15 protein-coding genes and 1 pseudogene are annotated in these 15,928 nt (G+C 67.5%); 6 read left to right on the forward strand and 10 right to left on the reverse strand.

Going from position 1 to position 15,928, the window contains the following annotated elements:
- The 7 genes from KDJ86_RS02325 to KDJ86_RS02355 all read right to left on the reverse strand — a co-directional run.
- Positions 1 to 665: BMP family protein (locus tag KDJ86_RS02325; RefSeq protein ID WP_291742369.1), on the reverse strand; the 665-nt coding region annotated here is incomplete at its 3' end.
- 187 nt (positions 666 to 852) lie between these two features.
- Positions 853 to 2,004 (reverse strand): Gfo/Idh/MocA family protein, encoded by a 1,152-nt coding sequence (locus KDJ86_RS02330; protein WP_291742372.1) that lies wholly within the window; start codon positions 2,002 to 2,004, stop codon positions 853 to 855.
- Positions 2,004 to 2,828, reverse strand: a complete 825-nt coding sequence (locus tag KDJ86_RS02335; protein WP_291742376.1) for an ATP-binding cassette domain-containing protein — start codon at positions 2,826 to 2,828, stop codon at positions 2,004 to 2,006. The genes KDJ86_RS02330 and KDJ86_RS02335 overlap by 1 nt, the downstream gene beginning before the upstream one ends.
- Positions 2,825 to 3,964: an ABC transporter permease gene (locus KDJ86_RS02340; RefSeq protein WP_291742379.1), complete on the reverse strand. Its 1,140-nt coding sequence runs from the start codon at positions 3,962 to 3,964 to the stop codon at positions 2,825 to 2,827. Before KDJ86_RS02340 ends, KDJ86_RS02335 begins: the two co-directional genes overlap by 4 nt.
- A gap of 146 nt (positions 3,965 to 4,110) precedes the next feature.
- Positions 4,111 to 5,079: a rhizopine catabolism ABC transporter substrate-binding protein gene (locus tag KDJ86_RS02345; RefSeq protein ID WP_291742382.1), complete on the reverse strand. Its 969-nt coding sequence runs from the start codon at positions 5,077 to 5,079 to the stop codon at positions 4,111 to 4,113.
- Positions 5,080 to 5,224: 145 nt separating this feature from the next.
- On the reverse strand, positions 5,225 to 6,142 hold the full coding sequence (gene iolE, locus KDJ86_RS02350; RefSeq protein WP_291742385.1) for a myo-inosose-2 dehydratase: 918 nt from the start codon (positions 6,140 to 6,142) through the stop codon (positions 5,225 to 5,227).
- Positions 6,139 to 7,305 (reverse strand): Gfo/Idh/MocA family protein, encoded by a 1,167-nt coding sequence (locus tag KDJ86_RS02355; protein ID WP_291742387.1) that lies wholly within the window; start codon positions 7,303 to 7,305, stop codon positions 6,139 to 6,141. Before KDJ86_RS02355 ends, iolE begins: the two co-directional genes overlap by 4 nt.
- Before the next feature lie 95 nt (positions 7,306 to 7,400).
- Between KDJ86_RS02355 and mocR the strand changes: the two genes are divergently transcribed.
- Both mocR and KDJ86_RS02365 read left to right on the forward strand, forming a co-directional pair.
- A complete protein-coding gene (mocR, locus tag KDJ86_RS02360) occupies positions 7,401 to 8,894 on the forward strand; it encodes a rhizopine catabolism transcriptional regulator MocR (protein ID WP_291742390.1) in 1,494 nt (497 codons plus the stop codon).
- Positions 8,895 to 9,001: 107 nt separating this feature from the next.
- The gene (locus KDJ86_RS02365; protein ID WP_291742393.1) at positions 9,002 to 9,826 is read left to right on the forward strand and encodes an IclR family transcriptional regulator; all 825 of its coding nucleotides are present in this window, start codon (positions 9,002 to 9,004) and stop codon (positions 9,824 to 9,826) included.
- 27 nt (positions 9,827 to 9,853) lie between these two features.
- On the opposite strand, the gene KDJ86_RS02370 is transcribed toward KDJ86_RS02365, so the two are convergent.
- On the reverse strand, positions 9,854 to 10,366 hold the full coding sequence (locus KDJ86_RS02370; protein ID WP_291742396.1) for a RidA family protein: 513 nt from the start codon (positions 10,364 to 10,366) through the stop codon (positions 9,854 to 9,856).
- Between the two features lie 203 nt (positions 10,367 to 10,569).
- Between KDJ86_RS02370 and KDJ86_RS02375 the strand changes: the two genes are divergently transcribed.
- Both KDJ86_RS02375 and KDJ86_RS02380 read left to right on the forward strand, forming a co-directional pair.
- Positions 10,570 to 11,643 (forward strand): ABC transporter ATP-binding protein, encoded by a 1,074-nt coding sequence (locus KDJ86_RS02375; RefSeq protein WP_291742399.1) that lies wholly within the window; start codon positions 10,570 to 10,572, stop codon positions 11,641 to 11,643.
- Between the two features lie 10 nt (positions 11,644 to 11,653).
- Positions 11,654 to 12,451, forward strand: a complete 798-nt coding sequence (locus KDJ86_RS02380) for an SDR family NAD(P)-dependent oxidoreductase (RefSeq protein WP_291742402.1) — start codon at positions 11,654 to 11,656, stop codon at positions 12,449 to 12,451.
- 16 nt (positions 12,452 to 12,467) lie between these two features.
- Here KDJ86_RS02380 and KDJ86_RS02385 read toward each other — a convergent pair whose 3' ends face one another.
- Positions 12,468 to 13,211, reverse strand: a complete 744-nt coding sequence (locus KDJ86_RS02385) for an MBL fold metallo-hydrolase (RefSeq protein ID WP_291742405.1) — start codon at positions 13,209 to 13,211, stop codon at positions 12,468 to 12,470.
- Between the two features lie 80 nt (positions 13,212 to 13,291).
- Here KDJ86_RS02385 and KDJ86_RS02390 point away from each other — a divergent pair, with 80 nt between their 5' ends.
- Positions 13,292 to 14,296, forward strand: coding sequence for a succinylglutamate desuccinylase/aspartoacylase family protein (locus KDJ86_RS02390; protein ID WP_291742408.1), 1,005 nt, complete (start codon positions 13,292 to 13,294; stop codon positions 14,294 to 14,296).
- 41 nt (positions 14,297 to 14,337) lie between these two features.
- On the opposite strand, the gene KDJ86_RS02395 is transcribed toward KDJ86_RS02390, so the two are convergent.
- Positions 14,338 to 15,516, reverse strand: coding sequence for an aminotransferase class V-fold PLP-dependent enzyme (locus tag KDJ86_RS02395; protein ID WP_291742410.1), 1,179 nt, complete (start codon positions 15,514 to 15,516; stop codon positions 14,338 to 14,340).
- A gap of 125 nt (positions 15,517 to 15,641) precedes the next feature.
- Between KDJ86_RS02395 and KDJ86_RS02400 the strand changes: the two are divergent.
- Positions 15,642 to 15,928: pseudogene (locus tag KDJ86_RS02400) on the forward strand (sugar ABC transporter substrate-binding protein); the annotation flags it as partial.

The following is a 15,928-nucleotide window of genomic DNA, read 5'->3' on the forward strand; positions in this document are numbered from 1 at the left end:
ATGTCGGCGCCGCTATCGATCATCGCGAAGGCCGATTCCTTGGCCTTGGGCGGGTCGTACCAGGAGTTGATGAAGGTGACGAGGAACTTGACGTCGGGATTGACCGACAGCGCGCCTTCCATGAAGGCATTCATCAGCCGGTTGACCTCGGGGATGGCGTAGCCGCCGACCATGCCGATGATGTTCGACTCGGTCGCGGCGCCGGCGATCATGCCGGTGAGGTAGCTCGGCTCGTGGATGAAGTTGTCGAAGACGGCGAAATTCGGCTGGCTCGGGCCGAAGGAAGAGCCCATCAGGAAGGCGATATCGGGATAGTCGGCGGCGACGTTGCGGGCGGCGCGCTCGACGCTGAACGCCTCGCCGATGATCAGGTCGTTGCCCTGCTCGGCATATTCGCGCATGACGCGCTCATAGTCGGTATTGGCGACGTTTTCGGAATAGACGTATTCGATATCGCCGCGTTCCCTGGCGGCGGTCAGCGCCTTGTGGATGCGGCTGACCCACTGCTGCTCGACCGGGACGGTGTAGATCGCGGCGACCTTGATGCTGCCCTCCGCCAGGGCGGGCGCCTGGCCGGCAAGGCCGAAAGCGGCGAAAGCCGCGGCCGCCAGCCCGAGAAACGCGCGGCGCGTGGCCGGCATCCAGTTCGAAAGCGTCTTCTGCATGATCGTATCATCCCCTCCAGGGCGGGCGCGCTTCGTGCGGCGGCCGCGTTGCCAAAAAAGTGCGTCATGCCTGCCACGACATGGCCCCTGGCGAGGTGCAAGGATGGGGCCATATGGCGGAGCGAGGATAGCCGCTTCGCCGGCTTACGACAATTTCAGGGGCCGGGACGGCCGGCGGGGGATTCGGTCAGGAAGCCGGGTAGTCGCGGGCGAAATCGGCGTCGGGAACCGCGACGTCGACCGGCCGGCGCTCCGTGGCGCTGGTCACCGCCGCCTCGACAATGGCGATGCCGCGCAGCCCGGCGCCGAATGTCGGGAAGTTGTCGGTCTCGCCACGCATCCCCCGCCAGGATTCAGCGATGACGTTGCGGAAGGCGTCGGGGTAGCCCTCCGGATGGCCGGCGGGGACCGAGGCGGTCCAGCGATCGTCCGGACCGAGCCGGTCGGGGTCGCGATCGCGGACGATCTTCCGGCCCGGGCGGCGTTCGACGAAGCTGTTCGGCTGTTCCTGCAGCCAGTCGAAGCCGCCGGCCGCGCCATCGACGGAAAGCGCGATGTGGTTGGGGTTGCCGGGCGACAAGGCCATGATGGTCGCCGTGCCCGATGCTCCGCCGCTGAGGCGGAGCATGATGTCGGCCTGGTCCTCCAGCGCGAAGTCGACGGCGACGCCACCGTCGACGGCGCGGCCTCGCGGCTTCGCGCCCTCGCCGGGGCGGCCGCGCCAGACGCGGTCCGGGCGGCGGGTATTGAAGGTCGCGATGATCCCGGTGATTGGCTGGCCGGTGACGAACTGGACGAGGTCCAGCCAGTGGACGCCATAGTCGAACAGGGCGAAAGCCGGCCCGCAAAGGCCCGGCGAGAAATGCCAGACATATTTGTCCGGATCGCAGACGTCCTGCGAGAGATAGAGGCCGGTGACCCGCCACAGCGCCCCGAAGTCGCCGGAAAGGACCATGCGGCGCAATTCGCGAACGGCCGGGTAGCCGCGATAGCAATAGGCGATGGCGCCGACCTTGCCCGCCCGGCCGGCGGCGTCGATCATCCGCCGGCAGTCGTCGGACGAGGTCGCCATCGGCTTTTCGCACAACACATGGGCACCGGCCTCGAAGGCGGCGATCGCCTGTTCCGCATGGAAGCTGTTCGGCGAGCAGACATGGACGACATCCGGCTTCTCGTCCCGCAGCATCGCGTCGAGATTGTCGTAGGCCTGGCCGACGCCCATCGCTTCAGCGCCGGAGAGCGTCCGGCTGCAGACGCCGACCACCTCGCCACCGAGCCCGGCGATGAGGCGGGCATGGACGCGGGCGATGTAGCCCGAACCGACGATTGCCGCGCGCATCAGGCCGTCGCCGCCGGTTGAGTGCTTTCCTTCTCGGCGATGGCCGAGAGCAGCCCCTCGATCTCGGCTTCGAGCGATCGCAGGTCCTCGCCACCGGACATGATCTGCATGACCTCCTCGCGGGAGATCTCCGACTTGCGGTAGGTGCCCTGGTTCTGGCCGCGATTGAGCAGGGTGAAGACATCGCCGACCGGGTAGGCGTGGTGGATGTTGTGGCTGATGAAGATCACGGCGAGGCCGCGCAGCCGCGCCTCGATGACGAATTTCAGCACCATCGCCGCCTGGTGGACGCCGAGCGCCGAGGTCGGCTCGTCGAGGATCAGCACCTTGGCGCCGAAATGGATGGCGCGGGCGATGGCGACCGACTGGCGCTCGCCGCCCGACAGGGTGCCGACCGCCTGGGTCGGGTCGCGAACGTCAATGCCGATATCGGCCATCGCCGCGCGGGCGACCGTATTGGCCTGGTCCTTGTCGAAGCGGCGGAAGGGGAAGATGCCTTTGAGCGGCTCCCGGCCGAGGAAGAAGTTCCGCGAGATGCTCATCAGGGGGATCATCCCGAGGTCCTGGAAGACGGTGGCGATGCCGCGCTCCTGGGCGTCGCGGGGATTGCGGAAGACGACCGGCCCGCCGTCGATGAGGATCTCGCCGGCGGTCGGCCGGAAGACCCCGGAAAGGATCTTGATCAGGGTCGACTTGCCGGCGCCGTTGTCGCCGAGCAGGCAGTGGACCTCGCCGGGCCGGACCTCGATATCGACGTCGCGAAGCGCGATGACCGAGCCGAAGCGCTTGGTGACGCCGCGCAGTGCCATGGCCGGAGCGATCATCGTGCCGTCCTTTCGCCGAGCGCCTTGGCGCGGATGTAGTTGTTGACCAGCACGGCGACGAGGATGACGATGCCGAGGAAGACCTTGAACCAGTCGGTATCGATGCCGGTGAAGAAGATACCCATCTGGACGAGGCCGAAGATCAGGGCGCCGAACATGGCGCCGATCACCGTGCCGTAGCCGCCGGTCAGCAATACGCCGCCGATCACCGCGGCGATGATCGCCTCGAACTCCTTGAGCAGGCCGCGCAGCGTATCGGCGGAACCGGCCTCGGTGACCTGGATGGTGGCGAGAAGCGTGGCGGCGCAGGCGGTGCCGATGAAGAGGATGATCTTGACCCGCGAGACCGGCACGCCGACGTTGCGGGCGACGTCGGCATCGCCGCCCGAAGCGTAGATCCAGTTGCCGAAGCGGGTCTGGGTGAGGATGTAGCTGGCGACTGCCGTGACGCCGATCCACCAGACGATCGACATCGGCACGCCGCCGACGAGCGGCGTCCCGTCGCTGCGGGTGGCGATCCATCCCATCTCCCCCATCCAGTGGAAGAAGCCGGTAAAGACCTCGCCGTTGAAGAGCTTCGCGGTGCCAGGATCGGGGATCTCGTCGAGGATATAGGGGATCTGGGTGCGGCCGGTGACGGCACGGGTGACCGCGATCGACAGGCCGCGGAGGATGAAGAGCGAGGCGAGGGTGACGATGAAGGAAGGCAGCCGGGTGCGGACGACGATAAGGCCGTTGAAATAGCCGACGACCACCGCGGTGGCGAAGGCGGAGAGGATGCCGCCCCAGAGCGGGAAATCGAGATAGCGGACGGTGAGCCCGATGACGATGCCGGCAAAGCCGATCATCGAGCCGACGGAAAGGTCGAACTCGCCGGCGATGATGAGGAGCGCCGCCGCGGTGGCGATGATGCCGAGCTCGGCCGACAGCGTCAGGAAGGTCATCGACCCCTGCAGCGAATAGAGCGCGCCGGCTCCCGGCAGGAGGGCGAAGATGACGATGGTGGCGATGAGGCCGCTCGCCGCGCCGGCTTCCGGCCGTCGCAACAGCCTGGTCAGCCAGCCCGTCCGGGCGATGCGTTCGTCTGTCGCGCCGTGCCGCTTGCTGCTGATCGCGACAGAATCCGTCCCTGCCATAAGAAGTCCCTGCTGCTCGGCGCCGTTGATTGTAGCGCGTTTGTCTGCTGGTTCCGAATGAGCGCCCGACGGCGACGGGTGTCGCCGCCGGGCCGTTTCTCAACGCACCGGGAGGCCGCCGGCGGGCGACCTCCCGACATGCACCGTCAGCGGATGCCCTGCTTGGCCAGGGTCAGGATCGCGGTCGCCTTCTCGGGCGTGTCGACGAAGAGCGGGCCGGTATAGGTCGAGTTGATCGGCATGATGCCGTTGGTGGCCATCTCGACGAGGTAAAGCGCCGGCAGGAAGCCCATCAGGTATTGCTGGGCATCCATGCCAAAGCCCATCTCGCCGGCGATGATCGAGTCGAGCACCTCCGGGCTGATGTCGAAGGTGTAGAGGCCGATCTTGCCGAACAGCTCGTGGTCCTTGAAATAGGGGATGAGCGGGTTGGCGGCGCCGGCGCCCATGGCGAAGACGGCCTGGACGTCCGGATGCGACGAGAGATAAGCCTCGGTGCGGCGGGTGATGTCGGCCGGATCGGGCGTGACGGCGACCACGTCGGTGCCGCCGCCGGCGTCCTTGAGACCGTCGTTCAGGCCGTCGCAGCGCTGATCGAGACTGACATTGCCGACCTCGTGGTTGATGCAGATGACCTTGAGGATGCCATTCTTGGCCAGGAGCTTGCCGGCCTTCACGCCTGAATCGTATTCCGACACCGTACCGACGTAGCCGTTGGCGCCGAACTCGTAGCCGGGATCTTCGCCTGAATCGAGGACAATGACGGGGATCCCCGCGGCGACGGCCTTCTCGACGCCGGCCTTCATGGCGTTCGCGTCGGCGATCGATACGGCGATGCCGTCGGGCTGGGCGGCGATCGCGGCATCGAGCAGGCGGGCCTGCTCGACGACGTCGAAGACCTGCGGGTTGTAGTAGTCGATCTGGGCGCCGGTCAGCGCCGCCGCATCGTCGACGCCGCGCTTGACCACCGACCAGTAGGGATCGGATGCCGAGCCATGGACGACGAAGGAGATCTTGACGTCCTTCATGTCCTTCAGTCCGTCCGCATAGGCCGCCGTCGATACGGCACCGAGTGCCAGCATGCCCGCCAGGGCAGTCCGTGCAAATGTCTTCATGGTCTTCCCCTCTCTCTGGTTTGAATGGCGTCCGGTGCCGGCGGCCGGTTGCCGGTCAGGCCGGACGATGTGAAATCCTCAATCGCAGTCCCGAGCTTCCTTGCCGTTCCCGGTTTTTCGTGTCCGGCTTCCCGTCCGATCCGAATCATGCCGCCGCCTCCGGCCGGGTCTCGACGGTGAAGCCCGCGTCCCGCGCCATCCCCAGCAGGTTCTCGTAACCCATGCGGGCATAGGTCAGCGGGTGGGCCTTGCGCGGATCCTGCTCGGCCTCGACGACGAGCCAGCCCTCGTAGCCGGCATCGCTTAGCCGGCGAAGGATTGCCGGATAGTCGATGCTTCCGTCGCCCGGCACGGTGAAGATGCCGTCGAGGACGGCGTCCATGAAGCTCATGTCCCCGGCGCGGGCGCGGGCGAGCTTGTCGGGCCGGGCATCCTTGCAGTGGACATGGACGATGCGGCCGATCGTGGCGTCGAGCAGCGCCAGCGGGTCGCCGCCGGAAAAGGCGCTGTGGCCGGTATCGAAGAGCAGGCCGACGGCCTCGCCGGTCACCGCCATCAGCCGCTCGGTCTCCGCGTTGGTCTCGACGATGGTCCCCATGTGATGGTGGAAGGCCATGCCGACGCCGAAGTCATGCATGCGCTCGGCGAGCGCGGTGAGCTTGCGGCCATAGGCGGGCCAGGCGCTGTCATCGAGCTTCGGGCGGTCGGAAATCGGCCGCCAGATGCCGTCATGCCGGCCGGCCGAGGTGTCGGCGTAGACGACATGGCTGGCGCCGAGGTCGCGATGGAGGGTGAGATGCGGGAGAAGCGCGTCGAATTCGGCCGCCATCTCGCGTTCCAGGATGCGGCCGTCCCACCAGCCGGCGACGAGCTTCAGGCCGTAGCCGTCGAGGATTGGGCCGAGGACCTCGGGGTCGCGGGGAAACTTGCCGCCGAGCTCGGTGCCGAGATAGCCGGCCTCGGCGGTTTCGGCGAGGCAGGTCTCGAGCGGCGTCTCGCCGCCGAGGTCGGGGACGTCGTCATTCGTCCAGGTAATGGGGTTGATGCCGATCCGGACGGTCATGCGACAACGGTTTCCTTATGAGATCCAATGGAATGGCCGGCCTCCGGCTGTTCGATCCGGGCACCGCGGACCGACGAATCGAGCACCGCCTCGCAGACGCGGGCGATGCGGCAGGCCTCGTCGAGGTCGGGGTCGAGATTGCGTCCCGCGGCGATGGCGAGCAGGAAGCCGTGAAGCTCGATCGTCTTGAGGTCGTTGAAGCCGAGGCCATGGGCGGGCGCGGGGAGGAAGGCGGCGTAATCGGGATGGGCGCCGTCGATTCGCACCGTCTTGAAGCCCTGCTGCGCGGCCTCCTCACCGTGGCGGTAGAGCGCGAGCTCGTTGGCGCGCTCGCCGTGAAAGGCGATGCCGCCCTGCTCGCAGGTCAGGTCGAAGCCGATATCCATCTTGCGGCCATGGGCGATTCGGCTCGCCTCGATGCTGCCGACCGCACCGGTCTCGAAACGGGTGAGCATGCCGGCCCAGTCCTCGTTCTCGACGCTGCGCGGCGGCTCGCCCGGCCTGCCCGTCGCGCGTTTCGCGTAGCGGGTCTCGGCGAGGCCGTTCAGAGCCACGACCGGGCCGCAGAGCTGCCGGGCGATCGAGATGATGTGCCAGCCGAGATCGCCGAGGGCGCCGCTCCGCCCGGCGAGGCCGGCGTCGAGGCGCCACGAGAAGGGCGCCTCAGGGTCGGCGAGGTAATCCTCGGCATGCCAGCCGCGGAAGCTGACCGGCTTGCCAAGCACGCCCGAGGCGACGATCGCGGCGGCATGGCGCACCATCGGCGCGCGGAGGTAGGTGAAGCCGACGCCGTTGGTGACCGCCGACCTGGCGGCCGCGGCGGCAATCTCCCCGGCTTCGGCGGCCGAGCGGCCGACCGGCTTTTCGCACAGGACGTGCTTGCCGGCATCGAGAGCGGCAAGCGCGATCTCGCGATGCATGAAGCTCGGTACGGCGATGATGACGGCGTCGACACGGTCGAGGGCGGCCCGCCAGTCGGTGCTCCATCCGGCGAAGCCGAGCTGGGTGGCCTGGCGCTCGGCAAGGGCCGCGTCCTGATCGACGAGGAGCGTCGCTACGGCGCGCGGGGCGTCCGCGAAGACGTGGTTTACCGCCTGGAGCGCGAGACCGTGGATGCGGCCGATGAAGCCGGCTCCGATCAACGCGAAACGAAGGTCTGTCACTGCCAAGAGCCGCCCCCGGTTTCAAGCACGCTTTGACACCGGACAGGCTATGGCTAACGTTGTTCCCACAGACAGGGCCATTTTCCCAGAATCGGATGGGTACAGTTTCAAATCAGCTCAGCTATCCGCTCGACCTCGTCGCGCTGAGGCCCAAAAACGGCGCGCCGCTGCACCGCCAGCTCTGCGACCAGCTTCGCGAGCTGATCCTGGAAGGCGCCGTGCCGGCGGGGACGCGGCTGCCCTCGATCCGTGCCTTTGCCGGCGAGCTGGCGATCTCGCGGAACACCGTCATCGCGGCGCTCGACCAGCTCGCGGCGGAGGGCTTGCTGGAGAGCCGCCGCGGATCGGGCACCCATGTCTCGGCGGCCGTGCCGGTCGCCCAGCCGAGCGGGCCGGCGCCGGCAGGCGCCCGTGCCGAGCTGTCCAGGCGGGGCGAGCTGATGACCGCGCAGCCGCGGGTACGGACCTTCCCGGGACGCACCGCCTTCCATCCCGGGACGCCGGAGCTGGCCGAATTCCCGTTCAAGACGTGGAGCCGGCTGCTGTCGCGGCGGGCGCGCTTCGGCGGCGAGGACCTGTTTGGCTATCACTATATTTCCGGCCATCCGGAGCTTCGGGACGTGATCGCGAGCTTTCTCTCGGCGATGCGGCGGGTGCGGTGCTCGCCGGAGCAGATCGTCGTCACCACCGGTGGCCAGGCGGCGCTGGACCTGCTGGCCCGGCTGCTGCTGGCGGAAGGCGACACGGTATGGATGGAGGAGCCCGGCTATCTCGGCGCGCGGGCTGCCTTCCTCGGCGCCGGCGCGCGGCTTTCGCCGCTGACGGTGGATCGTGACGGCTGGCGGGTTCCGGCCGATCCCAAATCACCGCCGCGGCTGATCTACCTGACGCCGTCCTGCCAGCATCCGCTCGGCATCACCATGCCGCTCGAACAGCGGCTGGCGGTGCTCGAGGTCGCCCGCGCCGCCAATTCCTGGGTCATCGAGGACGATTTCGATGGCGAATACACCTTCCGTGGCCAGCCGCTGCCATCGATGCAGGGGCTGACCGACAATCCGCGCGTGATCTATGTCGGGACCTTCTCGAAGACGCTGTTCCCGGCGATCCGGCTCGGTTTCATCGTGTTGCCGCCTGACCTCGCCGACCGGATCAAGCCGGCGATCAGCAATACCGGGCAGTTCGCGCCCCTGGTCCTCCAGGCGGCCCTCGCCGATTTCATCGAACAGGGCTATTTCTTCCGTCATCTCAACAGGATGCGACGCCTGTACGGCCGCCGCCGGGCGGTCTTCCTGACGCTGCTCGACGACCATCTCGGGCCGTGGCTCGCCCCGATCGACGGCCGTACCGGCATCCAGCTCGCGGCGCCGTTCCGGGCGCCGATCGACGACCATGCCGTGGTCGACCGGGCCGCCGCCGCGGGCATCAACCTGGCACCGCTCTCGGTTTACTTTGCCGGCAAACCATCGATGTCCGGTCTGCTGATGGGCTATGCCGGGGTGGCCGAAGGGGAGATGCGGCTGCTGGTGCCCCGGCTGAAGCGTATCTTCGAGGATATCGATCCGCGGATGGTGGACGAGGCGATCTCCTGACTTGACGTGGTCCGGGGGCAGCACTATTCCACTGCTACGAAACAATTAAGCCGCCCGACGATGCAGCAGCCATCCCGTCGCGACGGCGCGGAAGGCTGTCAAAGAGCATGAATACCCTGGTTTCCGAGACCGTCCCAGCCGTCGGCGACGCGCCGTCTCCCGACCCCGCTCCCCGCCGCACGCGGGTCAGCGGCATCGACCGTGCCTTGCAGATTCTCGACTATCTCTACCAGACCGAGAAACCCTGGACGGCCTATGCGATCGCCAAGGCGATCGGCGCCCCGCTGTCGACCACCTACGCGATCATCGACGACCTGATCGCCCGTGATCTCCTCAGCAATCGCGGCGACAAGACGGTATGGCTCGGGCCGCGGCTCTACCATTACGGCCTGGCCTATGCGCATTCGCTCGATTTTCTCGGCCGGGCGACGCACGAGATGCACGAGCTTTGCCGGGAGGTCGGCGAGACGGTGCAGATCTGCGGCCGCGACGGCGACCGGATGGTGGTGCTCGCCATGGCCGACGGCCCCGGGCATTTCCGGGTGACGTCGGAGGTCGGCACGCGGGTGCCGCTCAACTGGACGGCCTCCGGCCGGCTTCTGGTCGGCCACCTGCCCGACAAGGAGCGGCTCGAGATCTTCCGGCAAAGCGCGAAGATGTCGCCGACCGAGCGGGCGGAGACCGATCCGGCGCTCCTTTCCGGGCTGGCCCGGCAGGCGCTCCAAGACCGGCTCTGCATCCAGATCAGCGAGACCGACTTCCTCGTCTCCTGCGTCGCCTCGCCGATCTGCGACCGGACGGGGCAGTGCGTGGCGACGATCTCGATCGTGCTGCCGGAGCACAAGGTGGTTGAAAAGCGCGACTATTACGCCGGGGCGGTCCGCCGGGGCTCGGAGCGGATCGAAACCGCGCTCGGCTGGCGCGATCCCTGAGGCCCGGTCCCGCCGGCCGCGCCGGATTCAGTCGCGGACGGCGACGATCGCCTCGATCTCGACCGTGATCTGGTTGGGCAGCGAGCCCATGCCGACCGCCGAGCGGGCGTGGCGGCCTATCTCCTCGCCGAAGACCGCCAGCAGGAGGTCGGAGCATCCGTCGATCACCTTGGGATGGCTGTCGAAGCCGGGGTCGGCATTGACCATTCCGAGCACCTTGACCACCCGCCGCACCTTGTCGAGCGACCCGAGGGAATCGTGGATAACCGCGAGGAGGTTGATCGCGGTGACGCGGGCGTGCCGATAGGCGTCCTCGATGGTGACGCCGGCCCCCACCTTGCCGTGATGCTCGACGCCGGTCGGCTCCAGCGGCCCCTGGCCCGACAGAAACAGGTAATCGCCGTCGCGGACCGACGTGACGAAATTGGCGACCGGCTTCGGCGCCGGCGGCAGCGTGATTCCGAGCTCGCGAAGCCTCCGGTACGGCGCCGCTTCACCCGGCTTGCTGTCCGTCCCGTCGAGATGCACCTGCTGCCCCATGGGTTCCCCGTCGTTTTCCTGAAAAATGCGCCTTCCGGCAGCGTGGTGTCGATCCGGGCGTCGCAGCCGGGAGTTCCATTGTAATGTAATTGCGTTCGTTCGGGCGGAAGGCTATCATTTTCCGGTTCCGGGTCAATACCCGGATCGCATCGGCCGGACCGGGTGGTCCGGGACAAGCCAGTTTGGTGCCGGGGGATGTCTTTATGGCCAGTGTTGTCGTCAAGGAGCTGCGCAAGTCTTTCGGTGACATCGAGGTTCTGCACGGCGTCGACATCGTCATAGAGAATGGCGAATTCGTCACCCTGGTCGGGCCGTCGGGATGCGGCAAGTCCACGCTGCTGAGGATGGTCGCCGGCCTCGAGGACGTCACCTCCGGCGAAATCCGCATTGGCGACAAGCTGGTCAATCTCGATCCGCCGAAGGACCGCGACATCGCGATGGTCTTCCAGAATTACGCGCTCTACCCGCATATGAGCGTCGAGCGGAACATGGGATTCGCGCTGCGGCTGGCCGGCGTCGCGCGGAACGAGATCGCCAGCCGGGTGCGGCGTTCGGCCGAGATCCTCAAGCTCGAATCGCTGCTCCAGCGGCTTCCGCGCCAGCTTTCCGGCGGTCAGCGGCAGCGGGTCGCGATGGGCCGGGCGATCGTCCGCGACCCCAAGGTCTTCCTGTTCGACGAGCCGCTCTCCAACCTCGACGCCAAGCTCAGGGTCAGGATGCGGGCCGAGATCAAGGAACTGCACCAGCGGCTCGGATCGACGACGATCTACGTCACCCATGACCAGATCGAGGCGATGACGATGGCCGACAAGATCGTCGTCATGCAGAGCGGCAATATCGAGCAGATCGGAAGCCCGATCGAGCTCTATGACCGGCCGGATAATATCTTCGTCGCCGGGTTCATCGGTTCGCCGGCTATGAATTTCTTCGCCGGAAAGTTCGACGGCAAAATATTTACCACCTCCGGTGGCCAGTCGATCCCCGTCGGCCGCGACGCGGGCGGCACGTCCAGCCGCGAGGCGGTGCTCGGGGTGCGGCCGGAGGACCTGACATTCGCCGGCGGCGACCAGGAGAATGGCATCCTGTTCCGCACCGAGGTCCGCATCGTCGAGCCGACCGGGCCGGAGGAGCATGTCATCGCCAGCTTCGAAGGCGAGGAGATGGTTGCCGTGCTGCGCGGGCGACATGGCCTGAAGAACGGCGAATCCGCGGCGTTCACGGCCGAGGCCGGCAAGCTTCACCTGTTCGACGCCGGAACCGGCAAGCGGATATCCTGAGGGGCCCCTCATGGACGCCACCGCCGCTTCCCAGGGGCGCCTCGCCGGCAAGATCGCGATCGTCACCGGAGCGGCAGGCGGCATCGGCGGCGCGGTGACCACCCGCTTCGCCCGCGAAGGCGCGAGGGTGGTGGCGATGGACCTGGCGCCGGCGCTCGACAAGGCGCCATACCGGGCGGCGTGGAACGAGGCCTCGGTGGTCCCGGTGCCGATCGACCTCGCCGACCGCGGCGATACCGACCAGGCGGTCGCCAGGGCGCTGGCGGTCTTCGGCCCGCCGGACGTGCTCGCCACCGCGGCGGCGCTGAAGGGCGGCGCCAATTTCCTGACCGTCACCGACGACGACTGGGACCGGTATATCGCGGTCAATCTGACCGGCACCTTCCGCGTCTGCCGCAAGGTCGCCGAGGCGATGGTCGCGGCCGGCAAGGGCGGCCGGATCGTCACCATCGGCTCGGTCAACAGCTTCATGTCAGAGCCGGATGCCGCGCAATATGTCGCCGCCAAGGGCGGCGTCGCGATGCTGACCCGGGCGATGGCGGTCGACCTCGCTCGCTACGGCATCCTCGCCAACATGATCGCGCCGGGGCCGATCAGGGTCCCCAACGCAGCCGACCAGTACGAGGAGCCGAAGCTCGCGGCGTCGCTTCACGACGAGGTGGCGCTCGCCCGTCCCGGGCTTCCGGAGGACTGTGCCGCCGCGGCGCTTTTCCTCGCCGAGGACGAGAACCGCTACACGACCGGCAGCACGATCACCGTCGACGGCGGCCTGTCGGCGATGATCTTCGGGGCGATGCGCGATGGATGACGCCGCCATCCGCGGGTCAGACGATGATCGACGGCGGACAGGCGAGCCGCGCCACATAGTCCATCGCCGCATCGGCGTGGCGCCGGGCGTCGCGGAGGCTGAAATTCAGGTGACCGGGCAGCAGCGTGTCGAAATCGACCGCGGCGAGGGTGCGGACCGTCGCGCAGACCGCGCCGATGTTGCAGTCATAGATGTCCTGGATGGCGACCTTGCCGCCCCAGAAGAGGGCGTCACCGCCGACAAGGATGCGTCGCGTCGGGGTGGTGACCAGGTAGGAGGCGTGATCGAAGGAATGGCCGGGCGTCTCGATCAGCTCGATGGTGACCGGGCCGACGGCCAGCGGCCGGCCCGGCTCGACGACGGTGTCGATGGCGCAGGCGCGATAGCGGTAGTCGGCCGGATAGACGCCGGCCTGGCGGGCGCGGTCGAGGCTGATCGCCACCTCGTCGCCGGCCTCGACCATCTTCGCCGTCGCGGCGCCGGCATAGGTCGTGAGGCGCAGCCGCTCGCGGAGATCGGCGGCGCCGCCGGAATGGTCGGCATGACCATGGGTGACGAAGAGATGGCGAATCGCGGCGGGATCGATGCCGTCCTCGGCGAGGATTTCGGAGAGGCGCTCCGGATTGCGCCCGGCGCCGGAATCGAAGAGCAGCCATTGGTCGCCGGCCGCGATCATGAAGACGTTGCAGTCAAAGGCGTCGGAAAGGTCGAAGCCCGCGCCGCCGCTCAGAACCAGATGCAGTCCGTCTTCAATCTTCATCGTCAACTCCCGATTTCAATTCACATCCATTCCCGGCGGGCGACGCGGCCCGTGCCGGCGCAACCGGAGACCCGCGCATAATGCACACCGGCGCCTTTTGCGACATTGCCTGGGACAAGGACGGCAAGCAGACCGGTTTCATCAGCTTTCCGTATTCGATCGACCGGTCTCCCTATTACCAGATCAAGGTTCCGGTCTGCCGGATCGCCAATGGCGAGGGACCGGGCCTGGTGCTGATGGCCGGCAATCACGGCGACGAGTATGAGGGGGAGCTGACGCTTCTCAAGGTCATGCGCCTGCTCGAGGCGGAGGCGGTGACCGGCAGCGTGACGATCCTGCCGGCGACCAATCTCCCGGCTGTGATGGCGGCCAAGCGCTGCTCGCCCTTCGACGGCGGCAACCTCAACCGTGCCTTTCCCGGCGATCCCGCCGGGGGACCGACCCATCGCATCGCCCATTATGTCGAGCACGATATCCTGCCGCGCCACGATGTGCTGTTCGACATCCATTCCGGCGGCACCAGCATGGACCACCTGATCTGCTCGCTGATCGAGCGCATGCCGGACCCGGCGCGCCAGGAAAAGGCGGTCGCGCTGCTCGGGGCGATGCGGATGCCCTATGGGATGATCGCCGATAACGGACCCGACTCGCCGACCTCGATGGCGGCGGCGCTGAGGGCCGGCTGCATCGGCCTGTCGGGCGAATTCGGCGGCGGGGCGACGGCGACGCCGCGCACCATGGCGATGACTGCGCTCGCCGTCGACAACCTGCTTCTCGCCCTCGGCATCACGAAGAAGCGGCTGCTGACCGACAGCGACGTCGAGACCGAGACCCGCATCATCAGCCAGGGTCCGCAGAGCTTCTTCGTCTATGCCGAAAGGCAAGGCTGGTTCGAGCCCGCCGTCGATATCGGCGATATCGTCGCGGCCGGCGACATCGCCGGCTGGATGCACGACCTCGAACGGCCACTGGAGCCGCCGGAGGAGCTCCGTTTCCGGGCCGGGGGCGTGGTGCTTTCCCGCCGCCTCCATACCCACAGCCAGTCGGGCGACAGCCTGTTCAACGTCGCCGAGCTCGTCGAATGACACCGCGGCGGACGGCTCCCCTGGCGGCGCGGTCCGCGCGGTCAAAGGGCCTCCGGAAGGACGGCGAGGCAGCGGTCGACGTCGCCCGCGTCGTTATAGAGATAGGGCGAAATCCGCACCCGGCCCTCGCTGCCCCAAACGACGATGTCGCGTTCGCGCAACCGCGCCTCGACACCCTCGGCATCGTCGACGGCGAAGCAGATATTGGCGGCCCGGAATTCCGCCTCCGCCGGCGTCGTCACGTCGAGTCCGAGGTCGATCATGCCATCGCGCAGCCGGTGGCCAAGCGCCGCGCAATGGGCGAAGCGGGTCTCCGGCGGAATCGCGAGCAGGTGGTCGAGGCCGTTCTCCAGGACGTGGATCGCGAGGAGCGGCGGGTTGCCGGTCTCGAAGCGATCGGGTCCGGACTTGACCCGGTGGCCGTCAAGCGGCAGGCGGGCATCCGGCTCCTCAACGGAATGCCAGCCGAGGCCGGGCGGCGAAAGCTCGGGCCAGCGCCGCTGGTTGACGCAGAACAGGCCGCAGCCGTGAACGGCGAGGAGCCACTTGTAGCAACAGCAGACGAGGATGTCGCAAAGGCTGCCGTCGACCGGCACCGGCCCGAGGGCGTGGGAGACGTCGACGATCAGCCGGGCGCCGACGGAATCGGCGATGGCGCGCAGCGCCTCGAGATCCTGCCGCGCCCCCGTCAGGTGACTGACGTGGCTGACGAAGATGGCCCGCGTCCGGGAATCGACCACCGCGGCGTAGTCCTCGCTGGTCGCGGCCGCACCGCTTCCCGCCCAGCGGATATCGATGCCGCGCGACCGCGGCCCGGCGGCGGCAAGCACGACGGAGGGAAAATCCGCGGGAGCGACGACGACGTTGTCGCCGGGATTGGCGTTGAAGGCGGACGCGGCGAGGATCATGCCGTCGGAGGCATTGATGAGAAACGAGACGTCGCCAGGCTCCATCGCGGTGAGGCGCGCCGCCTTTTCGCGCACCCGCGTCGCCGTATCGAGCAGCCGCCCGCGCCCGGCCATGCCGTCCGACTTGTCGGCCATGAAGCGCTCGATGGCGGCCATGTGGCTCTTCAGCATCGGCGTCTCGCCACCCGCCGCGAGATGCGTGAGACGGTCGAGACCGACAAAGGCGTCCCTAGCGATAAGCGGCCCCGATCCCGGCGTCGTTCCGCCGGGATTTTTCGCCCCGCCGTCCGGTGTCGCATCGCCGTCGCCCATCGCCTCCGCCCTTCCAGCGCCTTCCGCTTGACCCGACCCAAGAAGGTGGTAAACTTCTTTTAATATGAATGCAATTCTACAATTAAGGAATATCGATCATATTCGCATAAGGGGGGACCTCAGCTATGATATCGCGATTTCTTGGTCTGGCCGGCGCGGCGGTCCTTTCCGCCGCATTGTCGACGGCCGCCCTTGCCGACATCACCATCCTCGCCTGGCCCGGCGGTCCCGCCGAGGCGGCGCTCCGCAAGGTCGTCGACAAGTACAACGAGACCTCCGACAGCAAGGCCGAGCTGCTCTATTTCAGCCGTGACAATTTCTTCGACAAGATGCTGGCGAACTCGGCGGCCGGCTCGAAGGAATTCGACGTGATGCTGACGCCGACCTACAACGTCGGCAAATACGCGCCCTA

Source organism: Bauldia sp., from assembly GCF_020442045.1.
Classification (GTDB): Bacteria; Pseudomonadota; Alphaproteobacteria; order Rhizobiales; family Kaistiaceae; genus Bauldia.